Source organism: Streptomyces sp. NPDC052721, assembly GCF_040678315.1.
GTDB lineage: Bacteria > Actinomycetota > Actinomycetes > Streptomycetales > Streptomycetaceae > Streptomyces.
On the sequence record NZ_JBFATL010000058.1, the window covers coordinates 19,644 to 35,912 of the forward strand.

Here is a 16,269-nt window from a genome sequence, read left to right on the forward strand (position 1 = left end):
GTCAGTCGGCCAGGGCCACGTACAGGGGGCTGCCGAGCAGGACCCGCATGCCGGGACGGGCGTCGAGTTCGGGGTAGGGGCTGGGGCCGGCCAGCAGCCGCCGGGCGACGAACTCCACGTGCTGCCGGGGGCCACGCAGCAGCCGCCCGGCGGTGTGCACCCAGGCCAGGGACGACTGCTCGGCAGGCATCTCGACGCTGTCGGCGGCGAACGCCGAGGCCAGACCGGCCAGGAGCGCCGGCACCGAGGACGGTGCGAACTCCTGGGCCTGCGGGGCGCTCGCGCCGAGCACATGGCTGCTGGCGCCGCCGAGGCCGAGGACCGTCTGCTCGGTCCGGCCGCCGAAGTACACCAGCGACCCGCCGTTCTCGCCGTGCAGCGGCCCCCACTGCATGGGCAGGCTGCCGCGGAAGTACGGTCCCGGGTCGTCCACCGATCCGGTCTGCCCGGTCTCCTCCAGGTGGCGCAGGACACGCTCCAGCTTGGCCGTCCGGTCCGGCGCGGGTGCTTCGACGCTGCGCCTGACGTTGAACAGCTTGACGCTCACGCCGGCTTCGGTGGTGCTCCTGCGGCCGAAAGCGGGGTCGATCTGGGAGAGCAGCATGTCGACCTTGGAGTCGCTGATGTACAGGTAGTACCGCACCGTCACCCCCCGAGGCTATCGCGCCTCCGCCTTCCGGGTCCCGGGTTTCCGCCCAGGAGGCCCAGGAGTCGACATGGGTGTCGCCGGACGCCTCGGAGAAAAGGCACTCTCCGAAGGGCAGCAACCCGTGTGTTCTGCGTGGTTCATGGCGGCGTCGGACGGCGTCGTCCAGCCCGACGCCACCGTGGGCGAGATCCCCGGCGTGCTCCGGTCGCCGGCTTCGGTGCCGATGACGCGCCGCCGGTGCTGATGGGGCGCGGCGGCGGCACGCTGGGCACGGCGGACGGCCGCGTACCGCGCATACCGGGCGAGGATGGCTGGTGCGCCGGGAAGCCCGGTCGTCGTCCGCTACGACGCCCACCTGTCGGAACGCGCCGTACCGGAGTGGCGGGGCGGCCCTGGACGCCCTCCGGGGGCTCCCGGAGATCGGTGCCGAGGGGCCGGTCGGCCACTTCGGGCGGAACATGGGCACCGCGGCCGGGATCCCGTCGACGGCGATCGAGCCGAGGACCACCGCCGTGGTCTTCGGTCGGCACTGGTCCGACCGCTTGGCTGTTTCGACAGACCACCGTTCCGGCCGAGTTCGTGCTGCGGTGGGACGACGAGCACCGCGGCCGTGGCGCGTGGTCAGGTCGGCGGCGGGCTCGGCGCGACGCGTGACCGTGTCTCCCGTCCGCTCCAACTCCCGTTCCCGGCACGGCGCGAGGCACGTCCAGCCCGCGAGTAGGATGATCGAACACATGGCCTGAACCGCTCACCCGCGCAACGGAGCTGCTATGACGACCGACTCCCCGCCGGCCCTGGAGATCGACACCAGCAAGGCGCATCCCGCGCGGGTCTACGACTGGCTGCTGGGCGGCAAGGACAACTATCCGGTCGACGAGGCCGTGGGAGAGCGGCTGCCGGCCGAGGCGCGAGACGCGGCGCGGCAGAACCGTCAGTTCATGCGCCGAGCGGCCGCCTGGCTCGCCGGGCAGGGAATCGACCAGTTCCTGGACATCGGTACGGGCATCCCCACCCAGCCCAATCTCCACCAGATCGTCCAGGAGATCGTGCCGGCGGCGAAGGTCGTCTACACCGACAACGACCCGATCGTCCTGCGCCACGCCGAGGCGCTGCTGATCAGCAGCGACGAAGGTGTCACCGACTACATCCAGGCCGATGTGCGGGAGCCGGACTCCATCGTCCGGCACGCCCGCCGGGTCCTGGACTTCGACCGGCCGATCGCGCTGTCGCTGATCGCGCTGATGCACTTCGTCACCGACGAGCAGGACGCCCACGGAATCGTCCGCAACCTGGTCGCCACGCTGCCTTCGGGCAGTTACCTGGTGCTGTCGCACGCCGCGTCCGACCTCTATCCGGAACTCGCCGCGCAGGTCACCGCCGAGTACGCCAAGGGCGGCATCCGGCTCGGTTTCCGGTCGCGTCCGGAGGTGGAGCGCTTCTTCGACGGCCTGGATCTCGTGCCGCCGGGCCTGGTGACCGCCACCGAATGGGGCGTGTCGGGTACGGACACGGTGCCGGAGGGGAGCGGGATCTACGCGGCGGTGGCCCGCATTCCGTAACTCCGGTTCACGTCCGGCGGCGGTGCGCCACCCCACCGCGTCGATTTGCCTTCGAGTGGGCTCCAGCCCCCACACTGATCGCGACGAGAAGGCCGGCATCCGTGCCACGGCAGAACGGCGGCAGCAGATGGCAACGACGAGCGGGGCGGGGCATCCCCTGCCCTACGACACCTATCGTGAGGCGATCGAGCGGGAGACCCGTCGGTTCGCCGAGGCGGTGCGGGGTGCCGACCCGTCGAGCGCCGTGCCCTGCTGCCCCGACTGGACGCTGGCCGACCTCACCCGGCACGTGGGGACGTTGCAGCGCTGGTTCGGCACGCTGTTGACCCAGCGCGTGCAGGAGCCTCCGCGCAGCCGTGACATGGAACTGGGGCTGCCGGACGACCCGCACGCGTATGCCGACTGGGTGGCGGCCGGGGTGCCCGAGGTGGCGGCCGTACTGCGGGACACCGATCCGGACGCGGCGATGTGGGCGTGGGGGGAGGACCAGCACGCGCGGTTCTGGGCGCGCCGGATGCTCTGCGAGACGCTGGTGCACCGGGTGGACGCGGAGCGCGCCGTCGGCCGGGAGCCGGACCTCGACCCCGTACTGGCGGCGGACGGCGTGGACGAGTTCCTCGTCAACCTGCCCTACGCGGGGCTCTTCGCCCCCGGTGTGACGAAGCTGCGCGGCGACGGCGAGATCCTCGCATTCCGGTGCGCCGGCCCCGGTGGCGCGGCGGGCGAGGAGTGGCGGGTGCGGCTGGACGCGGACGGCTTCCGGCTGTCGCCGCCGGCCGGCGGCGGCGCCGGGCCCGAGCCGGAGACGGTGGCGGTGCGCGGGGAGGCGGCGGATCTCCTGCTGCTGCTCTACGGTCGGCGGTCGTACCAGGAACCCGTCTTCGACGTCTCGGGAGACGTCACGGTCCTCGATCGCTGGTTCGCGCACACGGCCTTCTGATCCGGTGGCGGCCCGGGGCGCCGCGTGCCGTGCTCATCCGGGCGGTGGCGTAGGCGGTACGGCCGGTTCGTCGGCCGGGAGGCGGACGGCGAGCGCCGCGATGTCGTCCTGCAGACGGTCGCCGCTGTAGGCCAGCAGGTCGTGGTGGAGCCGTTCCAGCAGCTCCCGGGGCGGCAGCGAGCACCAGGAACGCAGGCGCTGGAGCAGGGGGTAGAAGGAGCCGGCCGCGTCCCGCGTCTCCGTGATGCCGTCCGTGTACAGCAGGAGCTGGTCACCGGGCCGGAAGGAGTAGGCGTCGACGTGGTACGGCTCCCCCAGCAGCACCCCGAGGTTCAGCGGCGGCGCCGACCGTCCCCTGTCGAGTTCGCACACCTCGCCGGAGCGGATGCGGATCGGTGGTGGATGGCCGCAGTTGACGACGCGGACCAGCGGCTCCCCGAGGGGGATCTCGGCGAAGACGGCGGTGACGAAGCGTTCGCCCACCTCGCTGCCGCCCAGCAGCACAGCCCTGCGGTTCATGCTCGTCTCCACCCGGTCGGCCAGGGCGGGCAGGGCGGGCTCGTCGTGTGCCGCCTCGCGGAACGCGCCGAGCAGGGCCGCGGCGGTCTCCACCGCGAGCAGCCCCTTGCCCCGGACGTCGCCGATGAGCAGCCGGACGCCGTACCGGGTGGGGACGGCCTCGTACAGGTCGCCGCCGACGCGTGCCTCCGCGGCGGCGGACCGGTAGAGGCTGTCCAGGTGCAGGCTGCCGATCCGGTGCGGAACCGGTCGGAGCAGGACCCGCTGGGCGATGTCGGCCACGAAGCGTACGTCGGCCAGCGTGCGCTCACGGCGGACGCGGTGCGCGGCCAGGATCATGCCGAGGACGCCGACCAGGCCGGTGCAGATGTAGGCGGCCACGTAGTGGCGGTCCCACAGGTAGCCGACCTCGCGGCCCGCGCAGCACGGGGTACCGGCCAGCACCCCTTCCAGGACGACGGCGAACACGGTGGCGGCGCCGACGACGACCGGGCCGTGGGCGAAGGCGGCCACGAGCGGCAGAGCGATCAGCACGAAGCTGACCGGCCACTCCACGGGCGTCGCGGGTTCCAGCAGCAGAAGGACGGCGACGTACAGGACCGGTAGCCATCGCATCCATGCGGGAGGGTCCGGCAACCGCGTCCGCGCACCTGCTCCGCCCTCCGACTCCCGACCGGTATGTCCAGGCTTCGGCATACGTGGTCTTCGCACACGGACTCCTGTCACAGGAACTCGACAAGACTTCCAGCCTCGTGTGCGGCGCCACGGCGCGCCGGTGATTGCTCCACTCAACGGCATGTTCCGTCCCCACTCACCGCAGGACCACGGTGCCGCCGGCGGCCCGGGGCGGAAGCACTGCCAGGCGAGACGATCGCCGACGTACCGGACCGCGCCGGCGGGTCGGGGCCGTGCGGGCCTGCGGTGCGTGCGGGTGACGGTGACCAGCCGCCGGAGGCGGACACTCGCCCTCGGCCGCACCGACCCGGACGGTTCCGTCGCCGTGCTGCGACAGCGGGCGGGCGGACGCGCCCGGCCCCTCGATCCCCCTCACCCATCGGCGGCCACACCGGTCGCCGATCGCGCAGGCGCAGTGCTAGAAAAGGGAGATGAGCGGACGTTCCCGCTGGCCATGGGCGAGCGCGGCGCCGCCGCCCGGCGCACGGGGGTCATCCGAGCCGTCCCGTGGCCGCAGGCTCTGGCCGCCGCGCAGACGGCGTCTTTCGCCGTCCCTGAGCGTTCGCACGCTCGCCGCGCAGGTCTTTCTGCTGCAGGCGCTGATCATGCTGATGCTGGTCGCGGCGGGTGCCGCCGCCCTGTTGGTGCAGGGCCGGTACGACGCCCAGCGCACCGCCGAGGACCGTTCCCTGGCCGTGGCGGAGGCGTTCGCGCACGCGCCCGGAACGGCGCTCGCGCTGAGGTCGCCGGATCCGGCGGCCCGGTTGCAGGCGGCGACGGAGCAGGTACAGAAGGGTTCCCGCGTCGACTTCGTCAGCGTCCTCGACCGGCACGGGATCCGGATCACCGACTCCGACCCCACCCTGATCGGCACGAACGCCCAGGGGGTCGGCCGGGCCGCCATGGGCGAGACGTTCACCGAGACGTTCCACGGCTCGCCGTCCGACGCCGTGCGGGCGGTCGTACCGGTGACGGACCCCAGCAGGCGCGTGGTCGGCATCGTCACCGCCGGGATCCAGTACGGCAACGTGGGCCAGGTGCTGAACCAGCAGCTGCCGATGCTGCTCGGCATGGCGGCGGGGACGCTGCTGCTGGCGACCGGGGGCGCGGCGCTGGTCAGCCGCCGGCTGCTGCGGCAGACCCACGGTCTCGGGCCGGCCGAGATGACCCGGATGTACGAGCACCACGACGCCGTGCTGCACGCGGTGCGCGAGGGGGTCCTGATCGTCGGCGGCGACGGGTGCGTCGTGCTCGCCAACGACGAGGCGTGCCGGCTGCTGGACCTGCCCGGGGACACCGACCAGCGGCATGTGCGGGAACTGGGGCTGGGACCGGGTCTGGCAGGGTTGCTGCTGTCGGGTGAGACCGCGTCCGACGAGGTCGTACCGGCCGGGGACCGGCTGCTGGCGGTGAACACCCGGCCCACCGCGCCGTACGGCGGCGCTCAGGGGCTGGTCGCCACGTTCCGTGACACCACGGAGCTGAGGGCGCTGTCCGGGCAGGCCGAGGTGGCGCGGAGCCGCCTGTCGTTCCTGTACGAGGCGGGCGTGCGGATCGGCACCACACTCGACGTACGGCGTACGGCGGAGGAGCTGTCCGAGGTGGCGGTTCCCCGCATGGCCGACTTCGTCACCGTGGAACTCCTCGACTCGGTGCTGCGCGGCGAGGAGCCCACGAGCGCGGTCCGCGAGATGCGCCGTACCGCGCTGCGGGCCTCGCAGGGCGGACATCCCTTGCAGGCGGTGGGCGAGGTGATCCGGTTCCTGGTGGCCGACACGCCGATGGCGGCGGCGCTGCGGCGGGGCAAGGCCGTCCTGGTCCAGGATCTGCGCTCCGCCGCGGACTGGCGGGCGCAGGACCCCGAGGGGGCGCGTCGGGCGCTGGACTACGGCATCCACTCGCTGATCACGGTGCCGCTCCGGGCGCGCGGGGTGGTCCTCGGCATGGTCAACTTCTGGCGTGGTGCGGGCTCCCCCCGGTTCGAGGAGGAGGACGTCGCCGTGGCCGAGGAACTGGTCGCCCGGGCCGCCGTCGCGATCGACAACGCGCGCCGGTACTCCCGCGAGCACGCGCTGGCCGTGACGCTGCAGCGCAATCTGCTGCCGCTGGGCCTGCCGGACCAGGGCGCGCTGGAGGTCGCCTCACGCTATCTGCCGGCGGAGTCCGGCGTGGGCGGCGACTGGTTCGACGTCATCCCGCTGCCCGGTTTCCGGGTGGCGCTGGTCGTCGGGGACATCGTGGGACACGGGCTCCAGGCAGCGGTCACCATGGGACGGCTGCGCACGGCCGTGCTGAACTTCTCCTCGCTGGACCTGGCCCCGGACGAACTGCTCGGGCACCTCGACGAGATGGTCACCCGGCTGGACACCCAGACCGCGACCGCCGCCGACGACGACCGGGTACCGCTCACCGGTGCCACCTGCCTCTACGCCATCTACGACCCGGTCGGCGGACACTGCACGCTCTCCCGCGCCGGGCACCTCGCGCCCGCCGTGGTGGATCCGCAGGGCAGGGTGTCCTTCCCCGACCTTCCGCTGTCGCCGCCTCTGGGGGTGGGCGGTCATCCCTTCGAGGCCGGCGAGCTGGAGCTGCCCGAGGGCAGCCGTCTCGTCCTGTTCACCGACGGGCTGATCGAGAACCGCGGACGGGACATCGACGAGGGCCTGGCGCTGCTGGCCTCGGCCATCGCCGACGCGGACCGGACGCCGGAGGAGACCTGCCGCGCCCTCGTGGAGACGATGCTGCCCGGGCATCCCAGTGACGACGTGGCGCTGCTGGTCGCCCGGACCCGGCTGCTCGACCCCGCGTCCGTCGCGACCTGGGACGTCCCGTTCGACGTGGAGGCCGTGCCCCGGGTACGCGGCGAGGTGAGCCGGCGGCTCGCCGACTGGGGGCTGGAGGAGGCGGCGTTCGGCACCGAGCTGATCCTCAGCGAACTCCTGACCAACGCGATCCGCTACGGCGCTCCGCCCGTACGGGTGAGGCTGCTGCTGGGCCGCACCCTGGTGTGCGAGGTGGCGGACGGCAGCAACACCTCACCCCGGCTGCGGCGCGCGGCCACCACCGACGAAGGGGGCCGCGGTCTGTTCCTGGTCTCCCAGTTCGCCGACATGTGGGGTACGCGCTACGCGGCGCGGGGCAAGGTCATCTGGGCGGAGCAGAGGCTGGAGGGCGCCCCGGAACCGGATCCTTCCGCCCTCCTGGACGTCCTGGGCATCTGACGTCACGGCCCGGCACCGGGGCGGGTCAGGACAGCCAGTCCTCGTAGCGGGTGGGGGCCAGCCGGGCGTGCGGGTCGGTGAGCACGTCCCCCTTGACGACGGCGAACATGCCGGCGGTCGGATCGGTGACGACGCTGCGGTGGTCGCCCTTGCGGGACAGGGTCATGCGGCCCAGCTCGTCCAGGGTGAAGATCTCGGGGCCGGCGATGTTGCGCGTGCCGTTCAGCGGGGCGCCCACGGCGACCTCCGCCACCGCGTCGGCCACGTCCTTGGCGGCGATCGGCTGGATCGGCGTGGCGGGCAGCCGGACGGTGTCGCCGTCGGTGGTCCAGGACAGGACGTCGTCCATGAACTCCATGAACTGCGTGGCCCGGACGATCGAGTACGGGACGGGTCCCGCCGCGAGGATGTTCTCCTGGAGCACCTTGGCCCGGTAGTAGTCCAGCTCCGGCACCCGGTCCACGCCGACGATCGAGAGGATGACGATGTGGCCGACGCCACCCTTGCGGGCCGCGGCCAGGAGGTTGTCCATCGAGGTCCGGAAGAACGCCAGGGAGGCCGCGTCGAAGGTCGGGGAGTTCGTCGCGTTGACCACCACATCGGCTCCCGCCACGGCCGCGTCCAGCCCCTGGCCGCTGATGACGTCGACCCCGGTGGAGTGCGAGTGCGGCACCGCCTCGTGCCCCGCGGCGTTCAGATTCTTCACGACCTGCGAGCCGATCAGCCCGGTACCGCCGATGACTGCGACCTTCATGACACACCTTTCGTCGGGCTTACCGGAAATATGGCATATGTACTGCCGTGGGGCGCGGGGTGGGAGAGCGAGCGGGACAGGGGGTGACCGGTGACGACGCCCGCCCGGCAGCCCGTTCGAAACTTTCTGTGTGCCCGCCGGCGCCGGGCCCGTAATATCGGTGATCTCTTGGGGGGGTGGTCATGGGCAAGCGGCGCCCTGGCTCGCCGACGCTGGAGGAGGTGGCCGCTCACGCCGGAGTGGGCCGGGGTACGGTCTCCCGCGTCGTCAACAACGCGGCCGGTGTGAAGGAGTCGACACGCCGGGCCGTGCAGCAGGCCATCGAGGAGCTGGGCTACGTGCCCAATCTCGCGGCCCGTTCACTCGCCGGGCGACGGGCCGACGCCGTCGCGCTCGTCATGACGGAGCCGGACTGGCGGAAGTTCGCGGAGCCCTTCTTCTCCGAGATCGTCCGTTCGCTCGGCGACGCCCTGACCGACACCGGGATGCAGCTGCTGCTGACCCTGGTCCGCTCGGACACCGAGCGGGAGCGCTTCCTGGAGTACGCCCGCGGCGGCCGGGTCGACGGGGTGCTGGTGATGTCCGTGCACGCCGGCGATCCGCTGCCCGACATGCTCGCCGAGGCCCGGCTGCCGACCGTCCTGCTGGGCCGCCGCTCGGCCGACGAGCACGTCAGTTACGTCGACGCGGACAACGTCGGCGGCGCCCGCGGCGCGGTCACCCATCTGCTGGACAAGGGCCGGCGGACGATCGCCACGATCACCGGGCCGCTCGACATGTACGTCACCCGGTGCCGCCTGCGCGGCTACCACGAGGCCCTGGCCCAGGCCGGGCTGGACGCCCCGCCGTCCTGGGTCGCGGAGGGCGATTTCACCGCGGAGAGCGGCCGGCGCGCCATGGCCCGGCTGATCGAGCGGCACCCGGAGATCGACGGCGTGCTCGCCGCCTCGGACACCACGGCCGCCGGCGCCCTTGAGGCGCTGCGCGCGGCGGGACGCCGGGTGCCGGAGGACGTCGCCGTCATCGGGTTCGACGACTTTCCGCTGGCCGAGCGGACCGAGCCGCGGCTGACCACCGTACGGCAGCCGCTGGAGGAGATCGGGCGGGCCATGGTGCGGCTGCTCCTGGAGGAGCTGGAGGAGTCGTCGGTGGCGTGGCGGCATGTGGTGCTCCGTACGGAGCTGGTGGTGCGCGAGTCGGCGTAGCGGTGCGGCGCGGCCGGGCCTGAGTTCGGGAGCGCTCCCAGGCGACGGCAGTCGCACCAACCCGACCGCCTCGACCTGTGGTTTCGAGACGTCTTCGACCCTCACCGCGCACGAAGCCTTGTCAGGGACATGAACTCTCCCTACAGTCCCTGCCCAACGGAGGGAATGGGAGCGCTCCCAACCACCTGCGCCCGGGAGCGCTCCCGAACTCCCCTCACCGTCATGGAGAGGACCCGCATGCGACCGCACAAGCACCCTGTCCGTGGAGCACGCGGCCTGCTGGGCGCACTGCTCACCGCGCTCGCCGCCCTGACCGCGCTGCTCACCGTCGCCCCCGCGGCCCAGGCCGACACCACGATCTGCGAACAGTACGGCTCGACGACGATCCAGGGCCGCTACGTCGTCCAGAACAACCGCTGGGGCACCGGCGAGACCCAGTGCATCGGCGTCACGGACTCCGGCTTCCGCGTCACCCAGGCCGACGGCTCGGTACCGACGAACGGCGCCCCGAAGTCCTACCCGTCCGTCTACAACGGCTGTCACTACACCAACTGCTCGCCCGGAACGAACCTTCCGGCCCGGCTCGGCACCATCTCCCGCGCGCCCACCAGCATTTCCTACAGCTATGTGAGCAACGCGGTCTACGACGCCGCGTACGACATCTGGCTCGACCCCACGCCCCGCACCGACGGCGTCAACAAGACCGAGATCATGGTGTGGTTCAACAAGGTGGGCCCCATCCAGCCGGTGGGTTCCCAGGTCGGCACCGCGACCGTCGCCGGGCGTCAGTGGCAGGTGTGGTCCGGCAACAACGGCTCCAACGACGTGCTGTCCTTCGTGGCGCCGTCGGCGATCACCAGCTGGAGCTTCGACGTCATGGACTTCGTCCGGCAGGCCGTGTCCCGCGGGCTCGCGCAGGACAGCTGGTACCTGACCAGCGTGCAGGCGGGCTTCGAACCCTGGCAGAACGGCGCCGGCCTGGCCGTGACCTCGTTCTCCTCCACGGTCGACACCGGCAGCGGCGACCCGGGCGGTCCCGGGAGCCCGGCGGCCTGCAAGGTGGCGTACGGGACGAACGTCTGGCAGGGCGGCTTCACCGCCGAGGTCACCGTCACCAACACCGGCTCCTCCCCCGTCAGCGGCTGGCAGCTGGCCTTCACCCTGCCCGCGGGGCAGCGGATCAGCAGTGCCTGGGGCGCCACCGTGACGCCGTCCTCGGGGGCGGTCACGGCGAGCGGGCTCGCCTACAACGCGCAGATCGCGCCCGGCGGTCAGGTGACCTTCGGGTTCCAGGGCAGCTACGGCGGCACGTTCGCCAAGCCCGCCGGATTCAGCCTGAACGGGGCCGCCTGCACCACCGCGTGACCCGCGCACCCGGCGCACCGCCCGCGTGACACACCCACCCGCTCCGGGACCCGCCCGTCCCGCACCCGCCGATCGGGCGGGTCCCGGCTCCACCCCGGCGCCGCCCCACGCCCGGCCCCGCCCCGCTCCCGGACCGCTCCAGGAAAGGCCCGCCTCGCATGAGCCTCCCGCTCGCCCGCCGCCGCCCGGTGACGGCTCTGGCGCCATGCCGACGCCCGCGTCCTGGCTGCCCGGCACGGAGGGCGCCGGACTGGGACCTGGGCGGCTCCCGCGTCACCAGCCTCTGGAACGGCTCCCTGACCACGGCCGGCGGCCGGGCCACCGTCCGCGACGCCGCCTTCAACGGCTCCCTGCGGCCCGGTGCCACCACCTCGTTCGGCTTCACCGCCGACGGCCCCGCACTGCGCCGGGAGCTGAGTGCGCCCGTCGGCCGCACCTGCCTCGTACCACCCGCAGCCCCGCACGAGGAGGACGCATGACACACCCCGCCCACCGGACGCCCGCGCACCGGCCGGGACCGGGGCGCCGACGGCACCGGGCGGCCTCGCTGGGCGCGACGTTCGCCACCCTGGCGCTGGGCCTGACCGGCCGGCTCACCGCGCAGCCCGCCGTCGAGACCCCCACCCACGACCCGTTCGCCGGCCACAGCCACGGCACCGGCGTGACGCACACCGACGCCCCGGCGATCGCGGCGTACTCCGCTACGACGCCCGCCCGGGGTTTACCGCCCGTCTGATCCGAATCGAAAGGAGCTGAACGTGGCTCGACGCAACAGACTGATGTCGGTGGCAGCGGCTCTGTCGACGCTGCTGGCGGCACTGGCCCTGACCCTCCTGGGGCAGACCAGCGCACAGGCGCACGGGGTGGCGATGCTGCCCGGATCCCGCACCTACCTGTGCTACCTGGACGCGCACACGACGACCGGCGGGCTGGACCCGACCAACCCGGCGTGCCGGGACGCGCTGGCGAAGAGCGGTGCGACGGCACTGTACAACTGGTTCGCCGTGCTCGACTCCAACGCCGGTGGCCGGGGCGCGGGTTATGTCCCGGACGGCACCCTGTGCAGCGCGGGTGACCGGTCGCCGTACGACTTCCGCGCCTACAACGCGGCCCGCTCGGACTGGCCGCGGACCCATCTGACCAGCGGCGCGACGATCCAGGCGCAGTACAGCAACTGGGCGGCGCACCCGGGTGACTTCCGGGTCTACGTCACCAGGCAGGGCTGGTCGCCCACCTCGGCCCTGCGCTGGGCCGACCTGGAGCTGATCCAGACGGTCACCAATCCGCCGCAGCAGGGGTCGCCGGGCACCGACGGCGGCCACTACTCCTGGGACCTGAAGCTGCCCGCCGGGCGGTCCGGTGACGCCCTGCTGTTCATCCAGTGGGTCCGCTCCGACAGCCAGGAGAACTTCTTCTCCTGCTCGGACATCGTCTTCGACGGCGGCCACGGCGAGGTCACGGGCATCCGCTCCTCCGGCGGCACGCCGACGCCCACGCCGGCCCCCACGGATCCGCACACCGGTTCCTGCATGGCCACGTACTCCGTGGTGAACTCCTGGAGCGGTGGCTTCCAGGCCTCCGTCGAGGTCATGAACCACGGCACGGCGCCGCTCGACGGGTGGGCCGTGGCCTGGCGGCCCGGGGCGGGCACCAAGATCAGCAGCTTGTGGAACGGCACGCTGTCCACCGGTACCGACGGCACGGTCACGGTCCGCAACGTGGACCACAACCGGGTCGTGCCCGCCGACGGCAGTGTCACCTTCGGTTTCACCGCGGCATCGACCGGCGACAACGTCCCCGCCGGTTCCCTCGGCTGCGTCACGTCACAAGGCACCACCTGACGCGTACGGCCTCCGCCTCCCCGGCCGGTTCCGGGGAGGCGGTGGGCATCCGCAGCACGTACGGGCGGCACAGCGCGCGTCAGCCGGTTCACCGCCGCCCCGGGAGAAACGACTGGCGAACTCCGGCCCGGCCGGACGAACATGGCACGCATGAGTGAGCAACCCGCACGCTGGAGCCAGGCAACCGTCCACCCCGACATGTGGGTCGACCCCGCAGACGACCCCCGGCACAGCGAAGGAGCCGGTCCGGAGGGGGAGCTCGCGACGCTGGAGGACTTCCTGACGGGGTACCGCACGACCCTGCGGATGAAGTGCGAGGGCCTGGACCCGGAGCAGCTGGCCCGCCGGTCGGTTCCGCCGTCGACCATGTCGCTGCTGGGCCTGCTGCGCCACCTCGCCGAGGTGGAGCGGGACTGGCGCGGCTGGATCAGCGACGGTGATCCGCTGCCGAAGCTGTACGGCGAGCCCGACGGGGACTTCAACGGTGCCGTCGCCGAGCAGGCCGTGATCGAGGCCGCGTATGCCGATCTGGCGCGCGAACAGGCCGCGACCGACGCCGCGCTGGCCGAGCACCCGGACCTGGGTGAGCGGCTGGGGAAGGACAGGATCGCGGTGCGCGAGCTGCTGGTGCACCGGATCGAGGAGTACGCCCGTCACTGCGGACACGCCGATCTGCTGCGTGAGTGCGTCGACGGCCGGGTGGGCCAGTGACCGGGGCCGTCCTCGCCCGGCGAGGTCCCGCGGGGCGTGCGGCGTGACGGCTTCGGTGCCGAGCGAGCCGACGCACGGCTTCCCCTTCCCCGTGCGCCCCGCCAGGGGCCCGGCTCAGGAGGTGTCCGCCGTGGTCTTCGCCGGCACGTTCCACGGGACGGCGTACGTGATGCGTGTCAGGTCGGTCATGAGGGCGTTCAGCCATGCCACCGTCGCGTAGTACCGGCGGGGGGCACCGGGCGGCTCGGCGGTGAGACCGGGGAGGACCGGATCGATCAGCGGTGTCGCCGCGACGGGGGTGTCGTCTCCCGGGTCCAGCGCCGCCGAGACCAGCAGCATCCGGCCCGCCACCCGCTCCCCCAGCATGCCGGCCGACTGGGCCGCCGCCGGACTCAGCGGGGTGAGCGGCGGCTCCAGCAGCCGTGCCGATCCCCACAGGGTGTGATGCCCGGCGATCAGCGTCGCCTGCCAGTCCACGGCGGGCGGCGGTACCCGGCGCCCGGCGCCTCCGAAGGGCGGCGTCGGCTCGCTCTGGACCTGCGCGTACGCGGACTCGGTGAGAGCGATGGCACGTTGCAGGCACCGGTGGTGGGGCACCCTGGACAGCGGGGGCGACACCGTGCCGCACGCCACCGAGGCACTGGTGGCCACGACGATCTCCGCGGCCCTGCGCAGCAGTTCCGCCGCCGTGCGGCGCAGCTCCGCGTGGCCGCCCCGGGGCCAGGCCAGCACGCCGAAGACCGCGCCGATCGCACTGCCGATGAGCACGTTCAGCACGCGGACCTCCGCCAGCCGCCAGGTCGGCGGTGCCAGCTGCGCGAAGACCAGCGCGACGAGCACGGTGAACAATCCCTGCGCCCACCCCATGCCCCTGACCGGCCCCACCGTGAAGCCGAGCAGCATCCACAGTGGCAGCAGGACGGCGTACACGGTGGTGTCGGAGCCCACGAGGATCAGGAGACCGGCGCTCAGCAGGGCCCCGGCCAGCGTGCCGACGAGCGCCAGGCGGATGGTGCTCCAGGTGCCGCCCATGGTGGTGCGGGTCAGGGTGAGCGTCGCCAGCATCGCCCAGAAGCCGTGCGGCAGCGTGTCCACCCCGGCCACGAGCCGGGCCGCCGTCAGGGCCAGGGCGATGCGCACCGCGTTCTGGAAGAACACCGACCGGCGGCCGGCGTGACCGCGCAGCCGGTGCCACCACAGGACGGGGGCCCAGGTGGTGGCGTACCAGAACCGGCCGGGCTGCAGTTCCACCGAGGCGTGCCGGCCCCGCACCGCCAGATCGGCCGCCGCTCCCATGGCCAGCGCCGCGTCGGCGATCTCCAGCACGGCGGCGTGGCAGCGCAGCACGGCGGGCGGGAGGCAGGCGTCGGCCGGGGTGGTGGGAGGGCCCGCGGACAGGGCGGACAGCTCCGCGCGTGCCGCGGTCAGCTCCTTCTGCTGTGCCACGGGGGACGTCCCGGCCCGTAGACAGCTCGTGGTCGCCGTGGCCATGCGCGTCACCGCCCCGAGTACGGCGGTCACCTCGGGTGCCGTGCCCCGCTCCGGCAGGGCGGGCAGCCCGGCCAGTCTGCCGAGCAGGGTGCGGGTGGCCAGGCCGGTGTGGGCGAGGGCGCGAGCGCGTACGTCGGGCCCCGCCGGCCGCTCCGCCTCGGGCACGTTGAGCGGTCGCAGCGACTGGCTCGCCTCCTGGGCCGCCAGGATGTCGGTGCCGGACAGGGCACCGCGGTGTGCCGCGAGCTTCGCCGCGCACCGTTCGGCGACCACCGCCGCCCGGGCGGCCCGCTCCCGGTACGACAGGGGAGCGGGTTCCCGGAAGAGCAGCGTCTCGGCCGCGACGAACAGGACCAGCCCGGTCGTCGTACCGATCAGCCGGTCGCCGAGGGAGCCCGGGTCGTACGGCGGGAAGGAGGGGAGGATGTAGAGGAGTTGGAGGCCCGGCGCCGCGCCCGCCGGGCGGGGTCCGCCGACGGCGGCGAAGGCCAGCGTGAAGCCGACCACCAGCATGCCGAGGACCGCGCTCCAGGTCCGCACCGACAGATAGGTGCCGGCGGCCACCAGCACCCAGCACACCGGGAGCAGGCGCGCCATCACCGCCGCGCGCTGCTGCCCGGTACCGGGGATCCTGGCCAGTCCGCCCAGCGCGACGACGGTGAACAGCGCGTAGGTCGCCGCCACGGGCCGGTCGAAGCCGTAGCGGAAGGCGTAGAAGCCGACCGCGGCCACGAGTGTCACGCGCAGCGCACGGCGGCCGGAGGCGGCGTAGGCCGCCGGGAGCCGGGCACCTCGCTCACCCCACACCCCTACAGAATCACCCACCGTGGGGCATCCGGCACCTCGCCGCGGGGTGGGTGCCGGCCACCAGGGCGGCGCGCTCCCGGTGGGCGGGCAGAGCAGGGCGGACGATCTCCCGCGTCCGTTCGTCCCAGGCGTCGGGCAGATGGTCGAGCGTGGCCTCGCCGGTGACGGCGTCCGTCGTCAGTTGCACCCGCTCAGCGGCACCCGAGCCCCGGACCTCGGCAGGTCCGCCCGGACGGCCATGTGGCCCGGGTGGGCACGGAGAGCCACGACGTCGCCTGGGCAGCCGCCGGAACAGCGGCACAGGGGGCCGAAAAAACAAAGGCAAGGAGTCACCCGCTCCTTGCCACTTTCAACTTATAGCGCACCGGGGGGCTTGCGGCAAGGCCCCCGGTGTACCGCAGAATTGCCGACCGAGGCCAGGAAGCTGCGGAAATAGGTGATTCACGAAGTGCGTGTGCTTTTGTCAACGTATGGGTCGCGTGGGGACGTCGAACTCCTGACGGGACCCGCGGCGCGGTTGCGGGGACTCGGC

General features: G+C 73.0%; 15 protein-coding genes. 10 read left to right on the forward strand and 5 right to left on the reverse strand.

All coding sequences use genetic code 11. From position 1 onward, the window contains the following. Position 1 precedes the first annotated feature (1 nt). Positions 2-649, reverse strand: coding sequence for an SAVMC3_10250 family protein (locus AB0L21_RS35875; protein ID WP_365788361.1), 648 nt, complete (start codon positions 647-649; stop codon positions 2-4). Between the two features lie 67 nt (positions 650-716). Between AB0L21_RS35875 and AB0L21_RS35880 the strand changes: the two genes are divergently transcribed. The 3 genes from AB0L21_RS35880 (at position 717) to AB0L21_RS35890 (ending at position 3,148) form a co-directional block, all read left to right on the forward strand. Beyond that, the gene (locus tag AB0L21_RS35880; RefSeq protein WP_365788362.1) at positions 717-893 is read left to right on the forward strand and encodes a hypothetical protein; all 177 of its coding nucleotides are present in this window, start codon (positions 717-719) and stop codon (positions 891-893) included. A gap of 526 nt (positions 894-1,419) precedes the next feature. After that, on the forward strand, positions 1,420-2,208 hold the full coding sequence (locus AB0L21_RS35885) for an SAM-dependent methyltransferase (RefSeq protein WP_365703742.1): 789 nt from the start codon (positions 1,420-1,422) through the stop codon (positions 2,206-2,208). Positions 2,209-2,335: 127 nt separating this feature from the next. Further along, positions 2,336-3,148 carry a maleylpyruvate isomerase family mycothiol-dependent enzyme gene (locus AB0L21_RS35890; RefSeq protein WP_365788363.1) on the forward strand — a complete coding sequence of 271 codons (813 nt, stop codon included), beginning with the start codon at positions 2,336-2,338 and terminating at the stop codon, positions 3,146-3,148. Positions 3,149-3,181: 33 nt separating this feature from the next. Here AB0L21_RS35890 and AB0L21_RS35895 read toward each other — a convergent pair whose 3' ends face one another. After that, entirely contained in the window at positions 3,182-4,282 is a 1,101-nt protein-coding gene (locus tag AB0L21_RS35895) for a PP2C family protein-serine/threonine phosphatase (protein WP_365703746.1), read from the reverse strand. 665 nt (positions 4,283-4,947) lie between these two features. Here AB0L21_RS35895 and AB0L21_RS35900 point away from each other — a divergent pair. Beyond that, on the forward strand, positions 4,948-7,563 hold the full coding sequence (locus AB0L21_RS35900) for a SpoIIE family protein phosphatase (protein ID WP_365788364.1): 2,616 nt from the start codon (positions 4,948-4,950) through the stop codon (positions 7,561-7,563). 25 nt (positions 7,564-7,588) lie between these two features. Here the strand turns inward: AB0L21_RS35900 and AB0L21_RS35905 are convergent, their stop codons facing one another. Further along, positions 7,589-8,317, reverse strand: a complete 729-nt coding sequence (locus AB0L21_RS35905) for an SDR family oxidoreductase (protein WP_365788365.1) — start codon at positions 8,315-8,317, stop codon at positions 7,589-7,591. Between the two features lie 182 nt (positions 8,318-8,499). Between AB0L21_RS35905 and AB0L21_RS35910 the strand changes: the two genes are divergently transcribed. From AB0L21_RS35910 to AB0L21_RS35935, 6 genes are all read left to right on the forward strand, one after another. After that, the gene (locus AB0L21_RS35910) at positions 8,500-9,522 is read left to right on the forward strand and encodes a LacI family DNA-binding transcriptional regulator (protein ID WP_365788366.1); all 1,023 of its coding nucleotides are present in this window, start codon (positions 8,500-8,502) and stop codon (positions 9,520-9,522) included. A 237-nt stretch (positions 9,523-9,759) separates the two neighbouring features. Further along, on the forward strand, positions 9,760-10,887 hold the full coding sequence (locus AB0L21_RS35915; RefSeq protein WP_365788367.1) for a cellulose binding domain-containing protein: 1,128 nt from the start codon (positions 9,760-9,762) through the stop codon (positions 10,885-10,887). A 158-nt stretch (positions 10,888-11,045) separates the two neighbouring features. Continuing rightward, positions 11,046-11,366 carry a cellulose binding domain-containing protein gene (locus AB0L21_RS35920; RefSeq protein WP_365788368.1) on the forward strand — a complete coding sequence of 107 codons (321 nt, stop codon included), beginning with the start codon at positions 11,046-11,048 and terminating at the stop codon, positions 11,364-11,366. Further along, a complete protein-coding gene (locus tag AB0L21_RS35925) occupies positions 11,363-11,623 on the forward strand; it encodes a hypothetical protein (protein ID WP_365703756.1) in 261 nt (86 codons plus the stop codon). Before AB0L21_RS35920 ends, AB0L21_RS35925 begins: the two co-directional genes overlap by 4 nt. 22 nt (positions 11,624-11,645) lie before the next feature. Further along, positions 11,646-12,728, forward strand: a complete 1,083-nt coding sequence (locus AB0L21_RS35930) for a lytic polysaccharide monooxygenase (RefSeq protein WP_365788369.1) — start codon at positions 11,646-11,648, stop codon at positions 12,726-12,728. Positions 12,729-12,869: 141 nt separating this feature from the next. Then, positions 12,870-13,439 carry a DinB family protein gene (locus AB0L21_RS35935; protein WP_365788370.1) on the forward strand — a complete coding sequence of 190 codons (570 nt, stop codon included), beginning with the start codon at positions 12,870-12,872 and terminating at the stop codon, positions 13,437-13,439. Positions 13,440-13,553: 114 nt separating this feature from the next. On the opposite strand, the gene AB0L21_RS35940 is transcribed toward AB0L21_RS35935, so the two are convergent. Together AB0L21_RS35940 and AB0L21_RS35945 are read right to left on the reverse strand one after the other, a co-directional pair. Then, the gene (locus tag AB0L21_RS35940; RefSeq protein ID WP_365788371.1) at positions 13,554-15,755 is read right to left on the reverse strand and encodes an FUSC family protein; all 2,202 of its coding nucleotides are present in this window, start codon (positions 15,753-15,755) and stop codon (positions 13,554-13,556) included. Beyond that, positions 15,748-15,924 (reverse strand): hypothetical protein, encoded by a 177-nt coding sequence (locus AB0L21_RS35945; protein ID WP_365703764.1) that lies wholly within the window; start codon positions 15,922-15,924, stop codon positions 15,748-15,750. The genes AB0L21_RS35940 and AB0L21_RS35945 overlap by 8 nt, the downstream gene beginning before the upstream one ends. Positions 15,925-16,269: the final 345 nt, after the last annotated feature.

Excerpts from the sequence above, each read along its gene's own strand:
- AB0L21_RS35880 (WP_365788362.1), top strand. The coding sequence starts at position 717 with ATGGGTGTCGCCGGACGCCTCGGAGAAAAGGCACTCTCCGAAGGGCAG.
- AB0L21_RS35885 (WP_365703742.1), top strand. The coding sequence starts at position 1,420 with ATGACGACCGACTCCCCGCCGGCCCTGGAGATCGACACCAGCAAGGCG.
- AB0L21_RS35890 (WP_365788363.1), top strand. The coding sequence starts at position 2,336 with ATGGCAACGACGAGCGGGGCGGGGCATCCCCTGCCCTACGACACCTAT.
- AB0L21_RS35895 (WP_365703746.1), bottom strand. The coding sequence starts at position 4,282 with ATGCGATGGCTACCGGTCCTGTACGTCGCCGTCCTTCTGCTGCTGGAA.
- AB0L21_RS35900 (WP_365788364.1), top strand. The coding sequence starts at position 4,948 with ATGCTGATGCTGGTCGCGGCGGGTGCCGCCGCCCTGTTGGTGCAGGGC.
- AB0L21_RS35905 (WP_365788365.1), bottom strand. The coding sequence starts at position 8,317 with ATGAAGGTCGCAGTCATCGGCGGTACCGGGCTGATCGGCTCGCAGGTC.
- AB0L21_RS35910 (WP_365788366.1), top strand. The coding sequence starts at position 8,500 with ATGGGCAAGCGGCGCCCTGGCTCGCCGACGCTGGAGGAGGTGGCCGCT.
- AB0L21_RS35915 (WP_365788367.1), top strand. The coding sequence starts at position 9,760 with ATGCGACCGCACAAGCACCCTGTCCGTGGAGCACGCGGCCTGCTGGGC.
- AB0L21_RS35920 (WP_365788368.1), top strand. The coding sequence starts at position 11,046 with ATGAGCCTCCCGCTCGCCCGCCGCCGCCCGGTGACGGCTCTGGCGCCA.
- AB0L21_RS35925 (WP_365703756.1), top strand. The coding sequence starts at position 11,363 with ATGACACACCCCGCCCACCGGACGCCCGCGCACCGGCCGGGACCGGGG.
- AB0L21_RS35935 (WP_365788370.1), top strand. The coding sequence starts at position 12,870 with ATGGCACGCATGAGTGAGCAACCCGCACGCTGGAGCCAGGCAACCGTC.